This is a genomic window from Peptidiphaga gingivicola, assembly GCF_001652275.1.
In the GTDB taxonomy this organism is placed as follows: domain Bacteria; phylum Actinomycetota; class Actinomycetes; order Actinomycetales; family Actinomycetaceae; genus Peptidiphaga; species Peptidiphaga gingivicola.
On sequence record NZ_LVZK01000001.1, the window covers coordinates 704,828 to 723,074 of the forward strand.

Consider the following 18,247-nt stretch of genomic DNA (forward strand, 5'->3'; position numbering starts at 1 on the left):
CATTCGCACATGCTCCCACAATCGACGAGGATATAGGTCCCACGTCCTAGCGGCAATAGAATTGGCGGTATGCGCATCGCCGAGATTGCCCCCGCCGACGTGGGGTCGTGGTTGCCGCGCGCAGTCGAGCACATGGCTCGGGTGCGCGTGGCTAGCGGCGCGCTGCGCGAAGGGCATCTCGCCGAGTACAAAATGAGGAAGGCGGCTATGTTTCGCGTCGGGGTGCCGCGCGATTCCCGCATTTTCACCTCGGAGGCGGGCGAATGGATGTGGCTGCGCCTGGGCGACGAACCGGAGGTTGTGGCCTCGCGCATAACCGGCGACCCAGCCCCATGGGTGCGCAAGATCTTTGCGACGTGTGACGACAGGCCGGTGGCGATGAAGGTCTTCCCGGGGGAGCGCGGCCTCGCCGAGCTTCCCTCGCGTGAGATATCGGAGAGGCTTGCCGTGCCCATCTCCGACGTCCACCTGACCAGCACGTACGACGACATCCACGTCCGATCGATGACGGCGGCCGAGCTCGACACGTTCCTGGAGCGAACCATGCGTTCGGCGGACCGTCATCTCGCTCTGGCGTCCGGCTCGTGCCCGATGCGCGGCTCGTGGGACGTTTTGATGAAAGCAAGGGAGCGGCTTTCCGACGGTGTGGCCACCCCAGGGCACGCCCTCATGGCGATCTGCGTCGACTCGACGACGATAGGCGGAATGTGGGTGGAAATCGACGGCAAGGACGCTCGCATCTGGGACCTTCACGTCTACGAGGGATACCGCGGGCACGGCCACTCGAAAGCCGCATTGCTCGCGATGGCAGAGGGGCTCAAACGCGAGGGCGTCCACTACCTCAATGTCACGGTCATAGCCCCGAACACCGGCGCAATCGACATCTACGAATCCGTCGGTTTTCGAGTGACGGCGCGGCACGTCGTGCTGGAGCTGCCCACATTGGCGGGCCTCATCGAGCTGTAGCCGGCGGCCCTGGCTTAGGCTGTGGTTGCGCCCTGTCGCCTGGGCTTGCGCCCTTGCGGCCTGGTTGAGCCGCGCACCTAGGCCCTGGACTGAGCTGCGGCCTCGATTTCGCGCCGAGTGCGACGACGCGGCGGGCCGACGTCGGACCTCGCCCGTGGGGAAGGGTCCACGCCAAGCGGGCTGAATCTTGCACTGCGGTCCACATACACTTGCGACTGTCAGCCGGCGCTCGCATACGCGGGCCTCATGAACGAATGTCTTGCCATGGTCCCGCGGTTCTTCTTCAGGGGGCCGGCGCGCTGATTCATCGGACCGCAGTCAGAGGTTAGGAAATGATGAGTTTCAATGTGCTTGCGAGCATTGCCGCGAACGACGCCGCCAGCAACGCGTCGTCGTCCGGCACCCCGATCGGGGTCAAGATCCTGATAGGAGCCTTCGTCGTCGTAATAATGCTCGTGGGAGCGTGGCTTGCAGTTCTGCAGCAGATGCGGCGCCAAAAGTGGGCCGAATCCCACGGATTCCGCTACATCAAGGCGGACGCGAACTTGGGGAAGGCCACTCGCCACGTCTTCGGGCTCGCCGGGAGGAGGCACGTCGCCCGCGACGTCGTCGTCATCCCCGCGGCGGCTGGAACCGCCCTCTATTACGAAGTCACATGGGTTGAAAGGCACGGCGAGGACGAGGAAAAGAAAAGGTGCACGTTCTTGCGTTACTCTCTGCCTGGGCCGCTGCCGCGCATGCACATCAAGCCGGAGGGGTTCTTCGGCTTAGCGAACAACGACATCAACACGGAGTGGCAGGCGTTCAACAAGGAGTTCGACGTCAAATCCGAGGATGAGCAGGCTACCCACGCGTTGTTGACCGGGCCGATGCAGGAGTTCCTCATGGCTCGGATGCGGAAGATGCACATGGAGATCGCGGGAGGGGAAGCTTTTCTTCGCCTTTCCAACTACAAATCAGAGGATTCCATTGCGTACGCAAGCCTCATGGACGAATGGCTCGCGAGGGTTCCCGGGTTCTTCTTCGGCCGGAGGTAGAGGCGCCTAGGCGCTTTTCGCCGGTCCGACGAGCCGCCGCCCGGCTCATTGCCGCGCATACGCATCAAAAGCCGGCGCCCGCTGCGCTGATCTCGACCGCACGCCAATGTGCAAGGGGAGATCTCCACGCTCGGAGGTCTGGTGTGGCTGCCGGCGCCTGCCTAGAATCGGAATCAGTGACTTTCGCGCGGTCGGCGTCGAACCCTCCGGGCCTGCGGGTGGAAGGGCTTGCGGTCGAATCACTGCACTGACACTTGCTGCGTTATATCTCGACCGCTTCGAACGCGAACAGACTGCGCTTGGGCGGCCCCGTAGTTAGGGACAAAATGACTGCTGCAATCACCGAAGTTGACGATCCAGTGAACAAAACGCTGGCCATTGGACTGTTCACGTTTATATTCGTTTCTGTAGGCCTGTATGCCGTCTATTTCTTTATCATCTCGCGTTATCTGAGAGGAAGATGGGCGCGCAACAACGGAGTGCAGCTCATCAAGTCCGACAGGGACTTGGGAAGGCAGACCCGGGATGTGTTCGACCTCGCCGGCTGGGATCATTGTGCTTACGACGTTCTAATCATTCCGACGAACGCAGGGAATGCGAAATACTACGAGGTAAGATGGTTTACCAGGGACTCGCAGGGTTCATTGGGAAGTTCAGAAGGAAGGAAAGTGCAGCATTCAAAGGCTTACTTTTACTATCCGCTTCCTGGCTTTCTGCCTTATATCACGATCGAGCCTGAACGGCGGTTCGGACGTGCCAACGACGACATCAACACGGAGTGGCAGGCGTTCAACAAGGCCTTCGACGTCAGGTCGAGCGACGAACAGACGGCGCACGCTCTTCTAGCAGGCCCCGTCCAAGAGTTCCTCATGGATCGCATGCGCGACTATCGCTTGACGTTTACGGATGACGAGCTCTATCTTTCAGTCGGTCGCTACAAGGCCAAGCGCTCTCTTGCCTACGGTCCGGTCCTGGACGAGTTCGTGTCCCGAGTGCCCGCATTCGTCTTCAGCCAAGAATAGGAGTCCGATTAAGAAGGGAGCGGACCAAGAGGAGCAGTTCGACGAAGGCGAGGAGGACTGACGTTTACAAGCGGTCCGACGCACTCCGGATTGTGTGTTACGTTCATTCTAGAGTGAAAGTAGTCTGGAGGCGGGGTTTGAAATAAACCGCGACAGAGTGGCGTTTACGTGCGAGCGAGGGCTTGTTCGTTCGCGAGCGCGCCTCTTCTTTTAGAAAATGACGACAGGGGAGATGTATTGTGACTCTCGCATCCAAACGTGAAATGAGTGAGACCATGCCCGTTGTGATCATGGTGATCGTCGTGGCCATATTCGTCGGGATCCTCGGATTCGCATATGAACGGCAAAAAAGCGACGAGCGGCGGCAGTGGGCGGAAAACCGGGGATTCGATTTCACGGAATCCGACAGGGACCTGGGCCGGCAGACGGGTCGGCTGTTCAGGATCGGCGGGGCGACGGCTCGCGATGTTCTGCGCATCCCGACGCGTGCGGGCGAGGCGCTCTACTAAGAGCTCGTGTGGACGGAGAGCTACGGCGACGACCGTCGGACGGAAGCGTGCGCCATTCTGCGCTATCCGCTTCCCGGGCCGCTTCCTCTCATGCGCATCAAGCCTGAGGGCGTCTTCGGTTTGGCCAACAACGACCTCACCACCGAATGGCAGGAATTTAACAGAGAGTTTGACGTCAAAACGGACGACGAACGCGTGGGCCAGGCCGTTTTGACCAGGCCCGTGCAGGAGTTCTTTATGGATCGTCTGCGCGGCGAGCGCTTGGCATTCGACGGCGACGGCGTCTTCCTTTGGATTGATCGGTACGACGTTGAAGACGCGGATCGGTGCGTCAAACTCATGGAGGAACTGACGGCTCTCATTCCCGCGGCCGCCTACGAATGAGGCCCGACGCGCTGGCAAAAGACTTGTTCTCTCTCGGCAGCGCAGGCGAATGCCCGGCGGCGTGAGCGAAAGCTCGACGTCACAAACTGAGTTCGCCGCCGTCGGCGTCGGATGTCTCCGCTGGCGGCGCGGGCCTTATCGGTGGCGCAGGTCGCCGCCGACGATGCAGGCTTCTATCGGTGGCGCAGGTAAGGGTTGTACTTGAGCGAGTTGACGCGGCAGGAGCATTCGGTGGCGATGCTGATGCCCGAAGCGAGCTTGCCCTCGGCGCGCAGATCGAGCAGTCGGGGCACCACCTTGTCTCTGAGCGTCCAAGGATCGACGGTGTTGACGTAGATCTTCGTGCTGCCCTCGAAGCCCGCGAGTGTGGAGACCCGCCACTTGAGGAGGATGCGCCAAGGCATCGCCACGTCGGTGTCGATGGGAGCGCAGTACCATTCTTCGTTTGTGGGGATTCCACCGCCTGTTGCGGCGTGCATCGCGTGAACTAGATCGGACATGTGGCGCACTTCGCCGGGAGTGTGCTCCCAGGGTTGGATCGCCGAAGACCGGCTCCACACTTCGAGCGTGGGGTAGCGGTGGCCGAAGCCGACGATCGCGACGGCGCCGTCGTTCTCAGCGATGACGAGGTTGTGCTTGGCGGCGTAATCCACCCCGGACTCATTGTAGAGGTTGGGGTTCGCGCGCACGCGTTCGATCTCCACGGTCTGATTGACCGTTCGCTCGTCGATGGAGACGAGCTGCTTGTGAAGATGGTCGAAGGACGCGCCCGCGGGTTTGAGCCAGTTCTGAAAGACCTGCACGTACGCAACGTAGCGGTTCTGCTGGTAAAGGTCTTGCATGGCGTCGATCGTGAGCGTCCAATAGCGGGAATGCTCCTCGGGAGTGAGCGAGCCTGCCCAGGCCAGCTGGGACTTGTCGGTGGCGCCGTCGAGATAGTGGCGCCGCCCGAGGATGAGGTCGTGCCCCCCTCCGAAGAAAGCGGGGGCGCGCTCGGCCATGGCATCTTCGTTCATGCCCGACCCTCGGAGAACCGCTTGGATATGGGCGCGCCCGGCCGGGTCCGCCATGTAGCGCTCCATGCGCTCGCGGGCCGGCCCCGGCATCTGATAGTCGTAATTCTTCTCCCAGTAGGCGTAGGAGACGATCTCGAAAAGGTTGGGGACCCTGCGGAACTCCCAAGGGTCCGCCAAGCCGTCGACCGGCATCCCTCTGACGATCTCCCCGCTGGAAAGGATGCGCGACTTCTCCGGCGGGGTTTCGAGGACGCGGGACTCACAGAAGGTGCATGTGTATCCGAAGTCGGTTATCGGCCCGGAGTCGGGGGCGGAGGAGGGCAGCGGCCGGTTTCCGCGTCCGGGCACCGTCCAGACGACCGTGCCGGTGAATGGGTTGCGCTGCTTGAGAGTTCCGTCTGCCATCCGGGTGAGGATGTCTGCCATTTAGCGCCTCGCTAGGTCTGCGGCACCGATGATGCCGGCGTTGTTTCCGAGTGTGGCGATCTTGACGAGGGGAGCGGGACGGAATTCCTTCGCGGTCAGGGACTTTTCGAAGGAGGCGCGCGCGGGAACGGCGAGAAGGTCCCCCGATTCGCTGACGCCGCCAGCGAGGACGAAGACGTCCGGGTCGATCGCCGCGCTGAGGGTGGCCATTCCGATTCCGATCCACTCGGCTATTTCGGCGAAGCACTCCAGCGCCGCCGGGTCGTCTGCCTGTGCCGCGCGAGTGACGTCCAGCCCCGTGATCTCGCGGTCGCCCGCCAGTTTGAGCATGCGCGCGCCGTATACGGGCGAATCCGCGGCCAACTGGCGCGCTATGCGAACCAGCGCCGTGCCGGAGGCCTGCGCCTCCCAACATCCCAGAACGCCGCAGCCGCACCGCTGGCCTCCCGGATTGACCACGATATGCCCGATTTCTCCCGCGAATCCTCCGGCCCCGCGCAGGAGGGCGCCGTCGACGATTATCCCGCCGCCGATCCCCGTCCCCACGGTGACGACCACGGCCGAGGAGTGCTCGCTTGCCGCGCCGTACTTGAACTCTCCCCATGCTGCTGCGTTCGCGTCGTTCTCGACGACGACGCGGTGCCCGGTGGCCTGCGAGACCTTCTCGGCCAGCGGCTCGTTGCGCCACGCCAGATTCGGAGCGAAAACCACGGTTGTGCGCTCGCGGTCGACAAAGCCGGCGGCCCCGATGCCTATGGCTTCGACGTCGTACGACCCGGCCAATTCCTTCACGCACTCGCCGATTGTGTCCGCCACTGCATCCGAGCTCGACGCAGGCGTCGGCTTCCGCACGAGGGCAAGTATCTCTCCATTGTCGTCAACGGCTCCCGCGGCAATCTTCGTGCCGCCGACGTCCACGCCGATGTTCACACGCATGACTTTAGTTTAGCCGATTCTGGGGCCTCGGCAACGCCGCGATACGGTTGAAATTCCAACGACTTCCCCAGGTCGATTCCTGTCTTAGACCGACGGCTGCTCGAGCTGATGGCTGCCTCAGCTCGCCGGCTGAATGCGGAACCTGGCCACGCGCCGGATCGGTATCCGGAGGCCGCCGACGCATCTGTCCATCCCGTGACGGGACCGATGTGCTGCGATGCGCCCGGGCCTGCAATGTGAACGGCACTCGCTGTAGACGAGCGGGTTTCCTGCTTGTCTACGGACGATTCGGTTCGCCCTCAAACCTTCATTGATTCTTTAAAGTCATTAACTCCTGAAAAGTCAATGGGCACCATTGCCCATAGTGTCGGTTTCGTAGGCGGAGTAGTTTCTTCAGCAATTCGGAGTCCAGCGAATCTTCGCGGTTCGGCGGGCGGCCACCGAGTCTATCGTGAAAGGGAGTGCATCATGGTGGCGAAGGACTTTTCGTCGTTGGCGGCGGCGTTGGCGACGGTTGACGGGCAGGTGGCCCAAGCTCAGAGGGATTTGACGCGGGCGCGCGCCCTGCGGGGCGCCGTGGAACGTTTGCGCGGGTACGGCAAGAGCGCTGGCGGCGAGGTGACGGCGACGGTCAATCAAGCGGGGGCGTTGACGGCGATTCAGTTCTCGACCGGGGCCTCCGGCGTGTCATTGGACAGGTTGGCCGAGCTGGTCGTGGAGGCGTCGCGTCAGGCCCATCGGGATGCGGCGAATCGATACGCGCGCTTGATGCATGAGACTTTCGGGGCAGATTCGGCCACGGCTGCGGCGGCGTTGGCCGAGGCGGGTCGCCTGCTCAATGCCGGTCGAGGTTCAAGCGAAGCGCTCGGGGTCTCTGCCCTCCAGTCGGGTGTGTGGCATCCGGGTGCTCCGAACGAGCCGACGGAAAGGTCTGCCGACGCCGAGCCCCGGGCGGCTGGCGCCAAGGAATCGAGGAAGCCGAGGCATTTGGGGCAACCGGGCGGCGGACTGGCGGGCCTGACCGGACGGTCGGGGAGCGCCGGCGGGCGGGCCTTCCGCCGCAGCAAAGAGGACGATGACGAGGGCGGTCAGTCGTGAAGAATCTCAATGTCAACCCGCAGGGGCTGCGTGATCATTCGCGGGCGGTGGACGACGTCGTCGGCGGGGTGTCTAGCGCCCGCAAGGCCTCGGGAGCCACTTTGTCTTCCGGAGCTTTTGGGATCATGTGTCAGTTCTTCGTCCCTCCATTGACGATTGTGAAGACCGTGGCCGACGCGGCGATCGAGGCTGTGGGCGAGTCTCTGGAGGAGACGGCGGCCGGGCTGCGGGCCGCAGCCGACGATTTCGAGTCTTCCGACGCCGAGCAGGCCGCCCATATACGCACCGTCGAGACGGGGCTGGCGTGAAGGGGGCGTCGTTCGCCGAATGCCGGCCGTTACTGGCCGACGCGAGCAAGAAGTTCTTATAGGAGGCAAGGCAATCATGGCTGTTTATGCGAAGGCTGCTCGGGGCGAGGACGAGCCGTCGGCCCTGGCGGGGCTGGGGCTGATCGAGGACGGGGAAGGCCTGACCCAGGCGTTGCAGGCGAAGTCCTGGCTCGCAGGCTCTCTCGCCGGGTTGGGCGGAGCGCTCGACATGGCCGACCTCGCCCGCGACCCTTTCGGCAAGCTGTTGTCGTGGGGGTTGGCGTGGGTGATCGAGCATTTCTCGCCTTTGAAGGACTGGCTCAACGATCTGACGGGCAATCCCGGCGAGGTCCGCGCCTTTTCCCAGACGTGGTCCTCGATCGGGGGCAGCCTGAATGAGAACTCGGCCGTCCTCGCCCGCGCCGTCAACGAGGACATGGACGGCGCCGAGGGCGTCACGATCGCCGCCTACAGGTCTCATCAAACGGACATGTCCCGGCATATCGGCATGGTCGGAGGCTTGTCCGAGGGCATGGCGACGTCGTTGTTGGGGGTCTCGGTGGCGGTGCAGGTCGTCCACGACCTCGTGCGCGACCGCATCAGCGACACGGTCTCCTCCCTGGCGAAGTACACAGTCATGGAATTCCTGTCCCTCGGTGCCCTGACGCCGTTTATCATCGAGGACGTCGCGAGCCAGGTTCTCCATTCGGCCACTGTGCTGCGCGGGCACATCAAGGATCTGTTCCATTCCGGCCACGCCCTCGGGCAGCTGGCCGACGGGGCGAAGAACGTGCTCACCAAGTTCAAGAACGCTTTGGCCAACCACTCGGGCGCAGGCGTGCGCAAGGCCGCGGGGCAGGCCGACGACGCAGCCCCCGCCCTCGCCAACGCCCTCGGCCGAGGCAAATCTTTCAACCCGCCGCCGCCCAAGCCGCTGGTTCCCGGCGGCAGCGTCGAACGCCGAGCTCTTCACAACGGAGGCAGGCGCGGCAACGGCGCGTATGCGGATTATCATTTTGACAGGAAAGGCAACTTCTTGGGCGTGGAGACGGTTCACAGCGGCCGAAACGTCGCCCGCCGCCGCCTGGGAGGAAGCGCCGACGTCGCCGAGCGCAAACTCTATCGGGACATGAACAAGGGCTCTGTCAGTCCGCTCAAAGATCCCGTCACCGGCCAAATTTATCACTACCAGGCAGGCCACAGGGTCAACTCTCACCTGATCGATCCCGCCCGCCACCGGATCCTCAACAGCGAGTATGACCCGGCGACCGTCTTTGGCGGCAAGCACGCCGACGCCGCCCCGCACGTCGAACAGATGCGTCAATCCATCGCCGACCCATCCAACCCGGCCCACGACTGGGAAAGCGCATACAAACAACTCGATCCAGACGGAAGGGAGATTGTGAGCAAGTTGGAGATGAAGGAGACGAACCTCAATCTCACCAGCCACGAGAAACACATGAATCATCCGGACCTTTATCAAAAGTACGAGCGTTCAATCACCCGCGACCTGCCCGAAGACTCTTGGGTCCACACCTACATGCAAGAAACCGGCTCCATACATGGACGGCCTGAAACCATCGTGACTCACGTTGATTCGATTGTCTCCGAAGGGCTGGAAGAACTCTGTTCCTCGCGCTCCTTTTCCAACGTGGAGCGTGGTTTGGAAGCCATGCAATAGCGTTGCTTTCCCATGCTTTTGTGGGAGAATAATGCTTGTTATCATAAATGAAAACTCCTAAAGCGAAGGAAGATTAATCATGACAATCAATAAGCTACCTCCGTCCCATGAGATCGATACTCGTTACATGGGTCATGTTTTCCAGATCATGGAGGACTGTGCGGATGAACGAGCCGAAGGGTGGACTAAACTTGGTCTGTTGGTGAATCAGTCTCCAGATAATCCAAGCGTGCTCACTTATATCGCTGTAGTCTGGAAGGGGAAAAAGTACGATAAATGGTTTCCTGAGCTTGCTTTAAAAGCATTAGCCGACATTTTCTATGATTGGCAGCAAGAATTGATTGTTGGAGATTTTCCAAAATGGACAGCGATGTTTTTTGGTGCGGTTTTGCAGTCCGATGGTAACGTTCGCACTCTCTGGCTCCCAGAGTATGCAGCCGACTATGGGGCGTGGCGAATAACGCGAGATGCTCCCAATTGGCCGAGGGTCGAGGCCGAGCTCGATAAGCTTTTAGCCAGGGAGCAGGGGTAAAACCTCGAGTTTCAACTTCTCGGTTTGGTCGGGAGTGATGCGCGATCACTGGATTTCACTCTAACGAGTCTAGAGACCCTGGGTTCGAGCTAGAAGACCGCGCAGCTCTGCCAGCTGAACTGATGTGGAACTGATATGGAACCGTCGAATGAAGAATCGGCCTTGCTAACCCCGCTTCAGGAGGTTGATACCCATTACATGTCGCGAATCGTCGAGGTTCTGACTCGCAAGGCGAATGAGAACGCCAACGGTTGGACGAAGCTCGGGCTTCTCGCCAATGTCAACGAGGAGGCCGGCACCCGTCTGATGTACAACATGGTGGTCTGGAGAGGCGAGTCGTGGGACGACTGGCTGCCGGACCTCGAGATCGAGACGGTCAGCCGTGCGATCGCCCGATGGAGAGAAGGGGCGGGCAACATTAGCGAAGCCCCGCTGTGGACGTCCATGTTCCTCGGGGTGACTGCTCAAGGCCACGCCCGCTGGTCGCCGGGTTATGGTGAGGGCTTTGGACAATGGAAGATCCACACCAATCGTCCGAACAGGCCTGTGGTGGAAGAGGCGTTGCGGGGGCTTTGACCTCTGTCGTTATGGGAACATCCGCACTCTCTGGCTCCCGAATTATGCCGAAGATTACGGCAAGTGGAAGATTGCTCTCGATGCTCCAAGCTGGCCGAGGGTTGAGGTCGAGCTCAACAGGCTGGCGGCCAGAGTGCAGGTGTAAAGTCTCTGGTCCATCTGCCCGAGTTTCCCGACAGCGGGTAGGTAGATAGGTGAACACAGTGCCTTCAGTTTCGTCCGAGCACTGCGGAGGGAAGCAGCGGAGGCACTGACGCCAGCAGTGTCGCAAACAGCAAAGCCCCGGCTATAAGAAAGGCCGGGGCTCGCGTAAAGCGGTTAGGCTCTGCGGAGACGGCGGGATTTGAACCCGCGAGGGGCTTTGAACCCCTACCTTCTTAGCAGGAAGGCGCACTCGACCGGACTATGCGACGTCTCCAGTACCATCAAGGATAGCGTGTTTGTTGCACTCGATCCACCGGGTCTGTTGCCCATTGGCCTATGGACTGAGCCTGCTGAGCTTGCCCGCGCCGGTGAGCGTGAGCCTGTCCGCCGCCGACGAATGCGGCCTCGAAACTGTGCTTCGCGGTGGCGGCGTACCTGCGGGCTGGATCGGCGAGCGCCGTTTAGCGGGTGCTCTAACCCCGCGGCTCAGCGAGATTTGAGAGGAGGAAGGCGGATTCCGAGGGAAGGCGGAGCCGCCCCTCAGATTCGCGCGACCAAAGAGAAGGAAGGGGCTGGAAAGGGAAGGGGTCGGAAAGAGACGCCTGAACTCAGCTCCGCCTGGGAGGGGGCGAGGAGGACTGGCGGGACAAGGCCCGTGAGCGTTCAGCTCCGTGCGACCTGGGAGAAGGCCATGACGAGCCGGCATGAGACGGCCCGCGAGCTGTTGGGCACCTTGAGGTCGGTCGATTCGGTCGTCAGATCGAGTCGCGTGACGGCCTGCGAGGCGGGGTCGTACTCGATCGTGGCCTCGCGCACGCGGAATGTGCCGTCTTGGGCGCATGGCGCGAAGCCCGCCTGCCGCTCCTGCGCAAGCGGCGCGTTCACCCGCCCGACGGAGAAGACCGTCTTCTCGGCCTGCACAGTTTCGCGTTCCGCGTGCCGCAAGAGGTAGGCGAACTTCCCCTTCCAGAACAAATGCCCGACGTCGGCTTTGGGATCCGACGGCGAAACCGACGCCGCCTCGTTCCCGCTCCATGTCACGTCATAGACCCCGCCGAAGTCCTTATTCGTGGGGTTCGCGTTGGCGGCGTCGTTCGAGAAAACCTGCATTGTCACGCGCGCGGACGCCATCGACTTGACCGACGCCAGAACCGAGCCCTTGCTCGCCCTGCCGACGCTGCTTGCCGGCGAAGGCTTCGGGTTCCGCCGGTTGCTCGGGGAGCCGCCGTCCGAGGAGCCCGACGACGCCGAAGCGCCGCCCGCCCCCGGCGTTTTGGAGTTGACGCTCGACGTCGCGGAGTCGGCCCCCGATGAGGCTGAACCGCCGTTTGACGCGGCGGTGGCTGCGACATTGGAGGCGTCGTGCGTTGCGGGGGAGGAATCCGAGCCGCACGATGAGAGCAGGAGACAGAGGCAGGCCGCGCTCGCGGCAAAAGCCGAGTTCTTCATCGAAGCCCTTTCGAAATGGGTGAGTCACTTCGTTCAAAGTGTGGTGAGCTACTTCATCGTACACCGAGCATCCCCGCCGGCGAGGGCATTTGACCCGCCGTGTTGACTGCGGTTTCTGCAGCGCGCTTCGTATCTCCGGATTCGTTGCTCTACGCGGTTTTGCCTTCGGCATGGCGTTCTCTTCGCAAACCTCCTGCGCTGTTTTGCCTCCGGTTTTGCCTTCAATTCACCGACCTCGCCTACTTTGTCCGCCTCAGTCGGCTTGGGCGATCGTCGAACGTCCGTGCTAGAATTGACGCTTAGGGATCAAGTCTGAAAAGGACCGAACGAGGAAAGAGGAAAGCGATACCGAAGATGGAAGCAAAGCGAGTGGCGGTGAAGCGCCGCGGCATTCAAATGGTCAACGCCCTGGCAATCGTCCTTCTGGGAGTGACAGGTGTCTACGTGCAGATGTATCCGTTCAAATGGTTTCAGTTTACCTATTACACGATGATATCGAATTCTTTGGTGGTGCTTTTCTTTGGCCTGCATTTGGTTTTGCTTGCAGTCAACTGCACAGGGGTCCTCAGGTCGAAGGGGTACCTTCGCGTGAAGGCGGCGGTGACCACCGCCATTCTCATGACCTTCTTCACCTTCGGAATTCTGCTGTTGCCGAAGACCGACCCTTCCGAGGTGCTGGCCTACGACAATTTGACGGTCCACTTCATCGTCCCGATCCTCGTGGCCGCAGACTGGCTGTTCTTCGACCCGCGCGGCTCTTACCGCCGGACCGAGCCCCTGCTGTGGCCGGCCCTTCCCCTTGCCTACCTCTTCTACGCCTTGGTTCGGGGGATCGTTTTCAACGTCCCAATTCCCGAGAACGAAGACAGCCCCTTCCCGTACTTTTTCCTTAACGGACGCCAGATTGGCTGGGGTGCCGTAACCCTCTACTGTGTGGTGATGCTGGTCCTATTCGTGCTTCTCGGCTACGCAATGTACTGGGTCAAACGCGGCAAAAAGCGGGCGTAGACAGACGCCGTCAAGGCCGGTGCGGGGAGGCGGGAAAAGGTCTCTTAAGGCAGCGCGATGTAGACGGTGCAGGTGGTCTTCCCGCTCTCGATCTCGCTCAGCTCGTAATCCACGGTGAATGCGCGCTTGAGCTCGCCGGATTGCGTGTCGTTCCACACCCGCTGCCAGGCGAGCTCGGTGGCGGCTGCGACGTCGCCGTCGTCGGTCTCCCCGCGGTAGACGCGGAAACGCCCCTTCTTCGCTTCGGCCTCCAGCTGTTCGACGAAATCCTTCTTCACGGCCATGACGCTCAGGTCGTAGTTGCCGGATTCGTCGCTTTCATAATTGGAGTAACGGGAGATGATCGTCCCATTCGGGGGGAGGTCCAGATTGAACTTGCCATTCATGATGTCCGTCCACAGATTGCCTATCTGCGTCATGCCCTCCAGGGAGTTGTTGGTTCGAATGGTGACCGCTCGCAGTTGGTAGTTCATGTCTCTCCCTCGGTTGCGTGAATGTCCCTTTGTCCGCGGAAGGTAAGGGATTCGAACCCTTGGTGCGGGGTCGCCGCACAACGGTTTTCAAGACCGTCACATTCGGCCGCTCTGTCAACCTTCCATTGTTTGATAGGCACGTCGATTCTAGCGCATACCTTCCGAACGCGCACAGGGAGCGGATCCTCCTCCCCATTGACGACGTCGGACATGCGACGATAGGGGAGTGCCAGTGACTGTCACGCTTCGGTCGGTTCGTTTCCTCCGACTTCGCGTCTTCCGCCTTCCCGGTCCTTGACCGCGGCGACGGCGATGCCGGGTATGACGAGTATCGCCGCCATGCCTGGCAGGACGATGCCGGAGTCGTTGAGCCCGAAAGCGAGCGCCATGCACACGCCCAACGAGATGAGGCCAAGGCGAAGACCTTCAAACGTCCGGCCCTCCAGCGGCCGGAGAGACCAGCTCTCCTCCGCCCGGATCCTCGTCCGCCGTGCCCATTCCCGCAGGCGAAGCCAGACAAGCTCCGCCCACATGTGGCACCACGCGATCGCGCGCCGTAACTTCGACCTTCCTTCGATGGCGTCCTCTCCCAATGCCTCTTCTCCCAATGCGCCCGTTTCCGTGCGCTCTGTGCGGCCTCCCTCTTGCGCTGTTCCGGTCCATACGGGCTGGGCCGCGACGGCGGTTTCTACCCTGACGGCCGCGCCTGCGTCCGCTTCTGCGCGGTCCGTTGCGCTTGAGAGGGCGTCGCCTGCAGGAGAGGAAACGCCGCCCGCGCGAGAGGGAGCGTCGCTTACGCGGGAGAGGGCGCCGCCTGCGCGTGGGAGGGCGCCGCCTGCGCCGTCGGGATTCTTAGGGACGCGCACGAGGTGAATGAGGCAAAGGAAGAAGAGAAGCAGCGCGGCCAGCACCACCCACCGGTGCGTCGACGCTGAGAGCAGCCGAATGTTCGTGCTGAGTTTGCGGCCGACGACGGCGAGCAGGTCCCCGTCGACCACCGACTGGACGAATCGTCCAAGGTGGGTGCGCGCCTCGGCCGGGCGCATCCAATCGACGACGGCGATCGCGACGGCGGCGCCCATCGTCACCGTTCCGACCACAAGGAGCCGTCGCCACGACAGCCGCAGCTTGGCGACCATCAGGACGAGGAGGCCGAGCGCGGGGACGAAGGAAAGGACGCCGCCGAAATCGGCGCCCATGGAGGGCAGGGCGTCGATCGCGCCGATCGCGAGGCCGATGAAGAGAACGACGCCGCCCGCTGCGAACCTGCCCCACCTTCGCAGCCACACGCCCAGGAAGGCCAGCCCGATGAGGGCCCCGGATGCGAGGAGGGCATACGCTTCGTTGCCTATGCCGTAGAACCGGGCGGCGGTCAGGAGGTTGAATCCGACGGGGGAGTCGGCCATGAGCTCGGATCCGGTCGCGGCGTCGATCGCCACGAGCGCCGCCGTCGAGCAGGAGACGACCGTCAGCGGCGCGAGCGAATGCAGCCGCGCGAGGGGGAGGACGGCGGCGGCGACGGCGGCCGCCCCGATCCAGCTGCCGCCGAAAAGGGCGACGTACGGCCTGGAAGCGGACCACCAGCCGAAGTAGTTGGCGACGAGGCTCGCCAGCGGCAGCGCCGAGAGAGTCAGCCCCAGCCACTGCCACAGCTTGGCGTAGGCGCGCCTTCGCCCCAGGGTGGAGGCGTAGAAGCGCCGCGCGAAGAAGAAGAGCGACAAGAGGAAGTATCCGATGGCGGCCCAGGTCATGTATTGGATGAATTCGCCCCGGAAGGTGCGCATCTTGTTCGCGTGGAGGGATTGGTCCGCGAGCTCGTCCACGCGGTTCGTGTAGCAGGGCTGGGATTGCTCGCAGGCGTCGGCGGTTCTCGCCACCGATATGGGGGATCCGGCGATTCCCGTGCGGTCCGCGCCGGCCCATTCGAACAGCGTGGGCACGACGTCGAGCATCTGGATGAGCCCCTCGTGGCGAACCGAGTCGCTGCCGGCCAACCCGACGGGGATGATCCGGCCCTTCGTGGAGACGTCGGCCATGACGAACAGCTGCATGTAGGAGTATGTGTCGATGTCCACGGCGGACATGATGACGACCCGCGTTCCCGCCGGCACCCGTTCGAGGATCGACTCGACCCGCAGCGTGTTGATGGCCGAAAAGGCCCGGCGGTCGGGCTGGAGGGTGGAGCCGTCCACGGTGTCGGGCGGCGTGGGGTTCTCCGGGCCGATGCCGTCCGTCGGCGTCGGGGTGGGCTGTTGGTCGTTCTCCAGCTCCTTGCGCTGCTCTTGGAAGAGCTGGCGCGCCGCGTCGCGTTCCTGGTCCGAGGCGTAGCTTTCGGCGTCGGCGTCGACGATCGTGAGGTCGTACTTGGCCGCGCTCCTGGCCGTTTCTTCGCCGAGCTCTTTGACGGTGAGCGGGTTCGGCGTGTGGTTGGCGGGAACGTCTCCCGAGCCGTTTGCCAGCACGTAGGCGCCGCCGTCGCCGATGCTGTGCGTGGTGACTCCCGCTTTGTGGAGGGACTCGGCGAAGCGGCCGAGCCTGGCCTTCGGGTCGGTGGCCGCGAGCGCACGCGTGTAACGGTCCCAGTTGGGGAGGACGTCGCCGGCGGCCACGGGCGGCTGGGCGCACGTGGGGGTGGTGGATATCGCGCGTTCGGAGATCTGGCGTCCGGCGGAGAACGCGAGCCAGGTGTCGACGGGGCAGGGGGCCCCGCGAGTTGCGAGCGGGACGAGGTTGGCCATCGCGCCCGACGCCCCGAGCTGGGCCAGGTTGGGGGCCCTGGCGTGGTCGAGTTGATCCCAGCGCACGCCGCCGGTTACGACGACGACGGTGCGGCGCTTGCCACCCTTCGCCGCGGCTTGTGCCCCGGAAGCCGGCGCGGCGCCGCGCGAACCCGCTGCGGCTCGATTGGCCGACGGCGCGCCGTTTGCCGCTCCCGCAGAGCGCTCTCTCTCCGCCTGCTTTTGCGCCAGCTGACGTGAGGATGCACCAGCGGCGTTTGCGCCCTTTGCAGCCTGGGCAGAGCGGGGGGCGACGGCGAATACGGTCAGCGCAAACAGGAAGAGAACCGCCCAGGCACCGAAGCGCCGCGCATGCGCTGCCATAGAATTCCTTTCGCCGTCGGAACTATCCTATCGCCGAGCGGTCGGTTTGCGCGGCTCATTGCGAAGATAGGCGCGCGAGCCCCGGCGGCGCATCGGGAATGCAGCCGACGGGCCTGCCGACCGTTGCGGATGGCCGGCCGCTGCGGAGGACCGACCAAAGCGGTCCGCAAAGCGCCGTATGGTTGGCCGAAGCGGCGTGCAATTCGCCGTTTGGCGTGCCTCATGGTTGCAACCGCCTTCTGGCCTTTCGCGCCGGCCGCTCTTCACGGCCCCTTTGGCTCGATCGGGTTTGGTTCAGCCGCGCTTGGCTCGATTGAGGCCCTGCCCGATTGAGTCCGGTCCGTTCGAGCCTGGTCCGTTAAAGGTCCAACCCGATTGAGTCTGCTCTTCACATGCCTTTCGCTTCAGCTGCGCTTCACGGGTTCTCCGCGGTCGGGTCCGCCCCGATCGGGTCCGGCTGTATCGGGCGGCCGGCGTTGAATTCAGCAAGGGCGTGGGCCGCGACGGCCTTGAGGTCGCCGTCGGGCCCCGCGGCCGCACGCAGCCTGTCCGCTGCGGGCGAGGCGATCAGTTCGGGCACCGCGGCCAGGTCCTCCGCGCAGCCGAGGAACTCGGCTGCGGGCTCGATCCACGCGAGCAGGTCGGGAAGGGTCTCGGCGAGCGGCGCGCATTCGCCGTCGGCGGACTCGACGAGCTCGGCGTGCGCCCCGTAGCGGGCGCCCCTCCACTTGTTGGTTTCGAGGAGGTGGAAGGGCAGGGAGAGAAGCGGGCGCCCGGCGTCGAGCTCGCGCGAAGCCGTCTCGACCAGGGCGTGAACGAAGGCCGCTATGGCGCGGATTTCCGCGAGGTTCGTGGCGGAGTCGCAAGCGCGCACCTCGATCGTGCCGAAGCCGGGGGAGGGCCGGACGTCCCAGCGGATTTCGTTGTATTCGCGAATGGCGCCGACGTCGACGAGGTCCCCGGCGATCCTTTCAAGGTCGCCCCACGAGTTCAGGTGCATCGGCAGGCCGGCCGTCGGCAGCTGCTGGAACATCATCGCCCGGTTGTCGGCGTATCCGGTGTCGACGTCGTCCCAGTAGGGGGAGGCCGCCGATATTCCCAGCAGATGGCCGATTTTGGCACTGAGAAAGTTGTGGATGGGGGCGACCTTCCGGCGGTCCTCGACGCCGACGTGCACATGCGTGCCAAAGATCACCATCTGCCGCCCCCAGTAGCGAGTGCGTTCCACAAGCTCCCTGTAGCGTGCCGTCTCGGAGACCGGCTGGTCGCTCGGGTGAGCGAAGGGGTGCGAGCCTCCGCCGGAAAACCCGACGCCGAGCTCCTCGGCATAGGGCAACGCGGCGTCGATCGCCTCCTCCATGTCGGCCGCGCATTCGGCCACGCTCACACGCTTGCGGGAGACGAACTCGAGCATATTCTGGTGCATCTCGCCTTTGACGAGACTGCATCCCCGGCGGCGAACCTCCGCCAGGATCCACTTGGCGTTGTGGCCCAGTTTCAACGTTTTCGGATCGACGATCTGGACTTCCCATTCGAGCCCGACCGTCGAGCGCTCGGAGTCGCGAAAAGCAATGGACATGC

17 protein-coding genes and 2 tRNA genes are annotated in these 18,247 nt (G+C 63.2%); 11 read left to right on the top strand and 8 right to left on the bottom strand.

Going from position 1 to position 18,247, the window contains the following annotated elements:
- The first annotated feature begins 69 nt into the window (after window positions 1-69).
- The 5 genes from A4H34_RS02875 (at window position 70) to A4H34_RS02895 (ending at window position 3,918) form a co-directional block, all read left to right on the top strand.
- On the top strand, window positions 70-966 hold the full coding sequence (locus A4H34_RS02875; RefSeq protein WP_009197852.1) for a GNAT family N-acetyltransferase: 897 nt from the start codon (window positions 70-72) through the stop codon (window positions 964-966).
- Between the two features lie 332 nt (window positions 967-1,298).
- Window positions 1,299-2,003 (top strand): DUF3137 domain-containing protein, encoded by a 705-nt coding sequence (locus A4H34_RS02880; RefSeq protein WP_009197850.1) that lies wholly within the window; start codon window positions 1,299-1,301, stop codon window positions 2,001-2,003.
- Between the two features lie 326 nt (window positions 2,004-2,329).
- Complete coding sequence (locus tag A4H34_RS02885; RefSeq protein ID WP_156510229.1) at window positions 2,330-3,025, top strand: DUF3137 domain-containing protein; 696 nt, start codon at window positions 2,330-2,332, stop codon at window positions 3,023-3,025.
- A gap of 263 nt (window positions 3,026-3,288) precedes the next feature.
- Window positions 3,289-3,534 (top strand): type III secretion system chaperone family protein, encoded by a 246-nt coding sequence (locus A4H34_RS02890; RefSeq protein WP_156510230.1) that lies wholly within the window; start codon window positions 3,289-3,291, stop codon window positions 3,532-3,534.
- A 6-nt stretch (window positions 3,535-3,540) separates the two neighbouring features.
- Window positions 3,541-3,918 (top strand): hypothetical protein, encoded by a 378-nt coding sequence (locus A4H34_RS02895; protein WP_064231018.1) that lies wholly within the window; start codon window positions 3,541-3,543, stop codon window positions 3,916-3,918.
- A gap of 173 nt (window positions 3,919-4,091) precedes the next feature.
- Here the strand turns inward: A4H34_RS02895 and A4H34_RS02900 are convergent, their stop codons facing one another.
- Window positions 4,092-5,360 (bottom strand): DUF4921 family protein, encoded by a 1,269-nt coding sequence (locus A4H34_RS02900; RefSeq protein WP_064231019.1) that lies wholly within the window; start codon window positions 5,358-5,360, stop codon window positions 4,092-4,094.
- Window positions 5,361-6,296 (bottom strand): ROK family glucokinase, encoded by a 936-nt coding sequence (locus A4H34_RS02905; protein WP_064231020.1) that lies wholly within the window; start codon window positions 6,294-6,296, stop codon window positions 5,361-5,363.
- A gap of 468 nt (window positions 6,297-6,764) precedes the next feature.
- Here A4H34_RS02905 and A4H34_RS02910 point away from each other — a divergent pair, with 468 nt between their 5' ends.
- The 5 genes from A4H34_RS02910 (at window position 6,765) to A4H34_RS02930 (ending at window position 10,491) form a co-directional block, all read left to right on the top strand.
- Window positions 6,765-7,394, top strand: a complete 630-nt coding sequence (locus tag A4H34_RS02910; RefSeq protein ID WP_009197845.1) for a YbaB/EbfC family nucleoid-associated protein — start codon at window positions 6,765-6,767, stop codon at window positions 7,392-7,394.
- Entirely contained in the window at window positions 7,391-7,702 is a 312-nt protein-coding gene (locus tag A4H34_RS02915) for a type VII secretion target (RefSeq protein ID WP_009197844.1), read from the top strand. Before A4H34_RS02910 ends, A4H34_RS02915 begins: the two co-directional genes overlap by 4 nt.
- Before the next feature lie 76 nt (window positions 7,703-7,778).
- A complete protein-coding gene (locus tag A4H34_RS02920; RefSeq protein ID WP_064231021.1) occupies window positions 7,779-9,383 on the top strand; it encodes a hypothetical protein in 1,605 nt (534 codons plus the stop codon).
- Between the two features lie 79 nt (window positions 9,384-9,462).
- On the top strand, window positions 9,463-9,915 hold the full coding sequence (locus tag A4H34_RS02925) for a hypothetical protein (protein WP_009197842.1): 453 nt from the start codon (window positions 9,463-9,465) through the stop codon (window positions 9,913-9,915).
- Window positions 9,916-10,050: 135 nt separating this feature from the next.
- Window positions 10,051-10,491 (top strand): hypothetical protein, encoded by a 441-nt coding sequence (locus A4H34_RS02930; protein ID WP_009197841.1) that lies wholly within the window; start codon window positions 10,051-10,053, stop codon window positions 10,489-10,491.
- A 328-nt stretch (window positions 10,492-10,819) separates the two neighbouring features.
- Here A4H34_RS02930 and A4H34_RS02935 read toward each other — a convergent pair.
- Both A4H34_RS02935 and A4H34_RS02940 read right to left on the bottom strand, forming a co-directional pair.
- Window positions 10,820-10,909 (bottom strand) — tRNA-Ser (locus A4H34_RS02935).
- Between the two features lie 389 nt (window positions 10,910-11,298).
- Entirely contained in the window at window positions 11,299-12,084 is a 786-nt protein-coding gene (locus tag A4H34_RS02940; protein WP_064231022.1) for a hypothetical protein, read from the bottom strand.
- A 354-nt stretch (window positions 12,085-12,438) separates the two neighbouring features.
- On the opposite strand from A4H34_RS02940, the gene A4H34_RS02945 reads away from it, so the two are divergent.
- On the top strand, window positions 12,439-13,092 hold the full coding sequence (locus tag A4H34_RS02945; protein WP_064231023.1) for a Pr6Pr family membrane protein: 654 nt from the start codon (window positions 12,439-12,441) through the stop codon (window positions 13,090-13,092).
- Window positions 13,093-13,136: 44 nt separating this feature from the next.
- Here A4H34_RS02945 and A4H34_RS02950 read toward each other — a convergent pair whose 3' ends face one another.
- The 4 genes from A4H34_RS02950 to A4H34_RS02965 all read right to left on the bottom strand — a co-directional run bounded on the left by A4H34_RS02950 (window position 13,137) and on the right by A4H34_RS02965 (window position 18,245).
- Entirely contained in the window at window positions 13,137-13,565 is a 429-nt protein-coding gene (locus A4H34_RS02950; protein ID WP_009197837.1) for a hypothetical protein, read from the bottom strand.
- 36 nt (window positions 13,566-13,601) lie between these two features.
- A tRNA-Ser gene (locus A4H34_RS02955) sits at window positions 13,602-13,689 on the bottom strand.
- 115 nt (window positions 13,690-13,804) lie between these two features.
- Window positions 13,805-16,666, bottom strand: a complete 2,862-nt coding sequence (locus A4H34_RS02960) for a hypothetical protein (RefSeq protein ID WP_064231024.1) — start codon at window positions 16,664-16,666, stop codon at window positions 13,805-13,807.
- 415 nt (window positions 16,667-17,081) lie between these two features.
- Window positions 17,082-18,245 (bottom strand): carboxylate-amine ligase, encoded by a 1,164-nt coding sequence (locus A4H34_RS02965; protein WP_009197834.1) that lies wholly within the window; start codon window positions 18,243-18,245, stop codon window positions 17,082-17,084.
- Window positions 18,246-18,247 lie beyond the last annotated feature (2 nt).

What these genes read in the sequence shown, in the direction of transcription:
- A4H34_RS02910 (WP_009197845.1), top strand. Translation starts at nt 6,765, where the DNA reads ATGGTGGCGAAGGACTTTTCGTCGTTGGCGGCGGCGTTGGCGACGGTT.
- A4H34_RS02940 (WP_064231022.1), bottom strand. Translation starts at nt 12,084, where the DNA reads ATGAAGAACTCGGCTTTTGCCGCGAGCGCGGCCTGCCTCTGTCTCCTG.
- A4H34_RS02960 (WP_064231024.1), bottom strand. Translation starts at nt 16,666, where the DNA reads ATGGCAGCGCATGCGCGGCGCTTCGGTGCCTGGGCGGTTCTCTTCCTG.
- A4H34_RS02945 (WP_064231023.1), top strand. Translation starts at nt 12,439, where the DNA reads ATGGAAGCAAAGCGAGTGGCGGTGAAGCGCCGCGGCATTCAAATGGTC.
- A4H34_RS02880 (WP_009197850.1), top strand. Translation starts at nt 1,299, where the DNA reads ATGATGAGTTTCAATGTGCTTGCGAGCATTGCCGCGAACGACGCCGCC.
- A4H34_RS02885 (WP_156510229.1), top strand. Translation starts at nt 2,330, where the DNA reads ATGACTGCTGCAATCACCGAAGTTGACGATCCAGTGAACAAAACGCTG.
- A4H34_RS02930 (WP_009197841.1), top strand. Translation starts at nt 10,051, where the DNA reads ATGGAACCGTCGAATGAAGAATCGGCCTTGCTAACCCCGCTTCAGGAG.
- A4H34_RS02925 (WP_009197842.1), top strand. Translation starts at nt 9,463, where the DNA reads ATGACAATCAATAAGCTACCTCCGTCCCATGAGATCGATACTCGTTAC.
- A4H34_RS02965 (WP_009197834.1), bottom strand. Translation starts at nt 18,245, where the DNA reads ATGTCCATTGCTTTTCGCGACTCCGAGCGCTCGACGGTCGGGCTCGAA.
- A4H34_RS02950 (WP_009197837.1), bottom strand. Translation starts at nt 13,565, where the DNA reads ATGAACTACCAACTGCGAGCGGTCACCATTCGAACCAACAACTCCCTG.
- A4H34_RS02875 (WP_009197852.1), top strand. Translation starts at nt 70, where the DNA reads ATGCGCATCGCCGAGATTGCCCCCGCCGACGTGGGGTCGTGGTTGCCG.
- A4H34_RS02905 (WP_064231020.1), bottom strand. Translation starts at nt 6,296, where the DNA reads ATGCGTGTGAACATCGGCGTGGACGTCGGCGGCACGAAGATTGCCGCG.
- A4H34_RS02890 (WP_156510230.1), top strand. Translation starts at nt 3,289, where the DNA reads ATGAGTGAGACCATGCCCGTTGTGATCATGGTGATCGTCGTGGCCATA.
- A4H34_RS02900 (WP_064231019.1), bottom strand. Translation starts at nt 5,360, where the DNA reads ATGGCAGACATCCTCACCCGGATGGCAGACGGAACTCTCAAGCAGCGC.
- A4H34_RS02920 (WP_064231021.1), top strand. Translation starts at nt 7,779, where the DNA reads ATGGCTGTTTATGCGAAGGCTGCTCGGGGCGAGGACGAGCCGTCGGCC.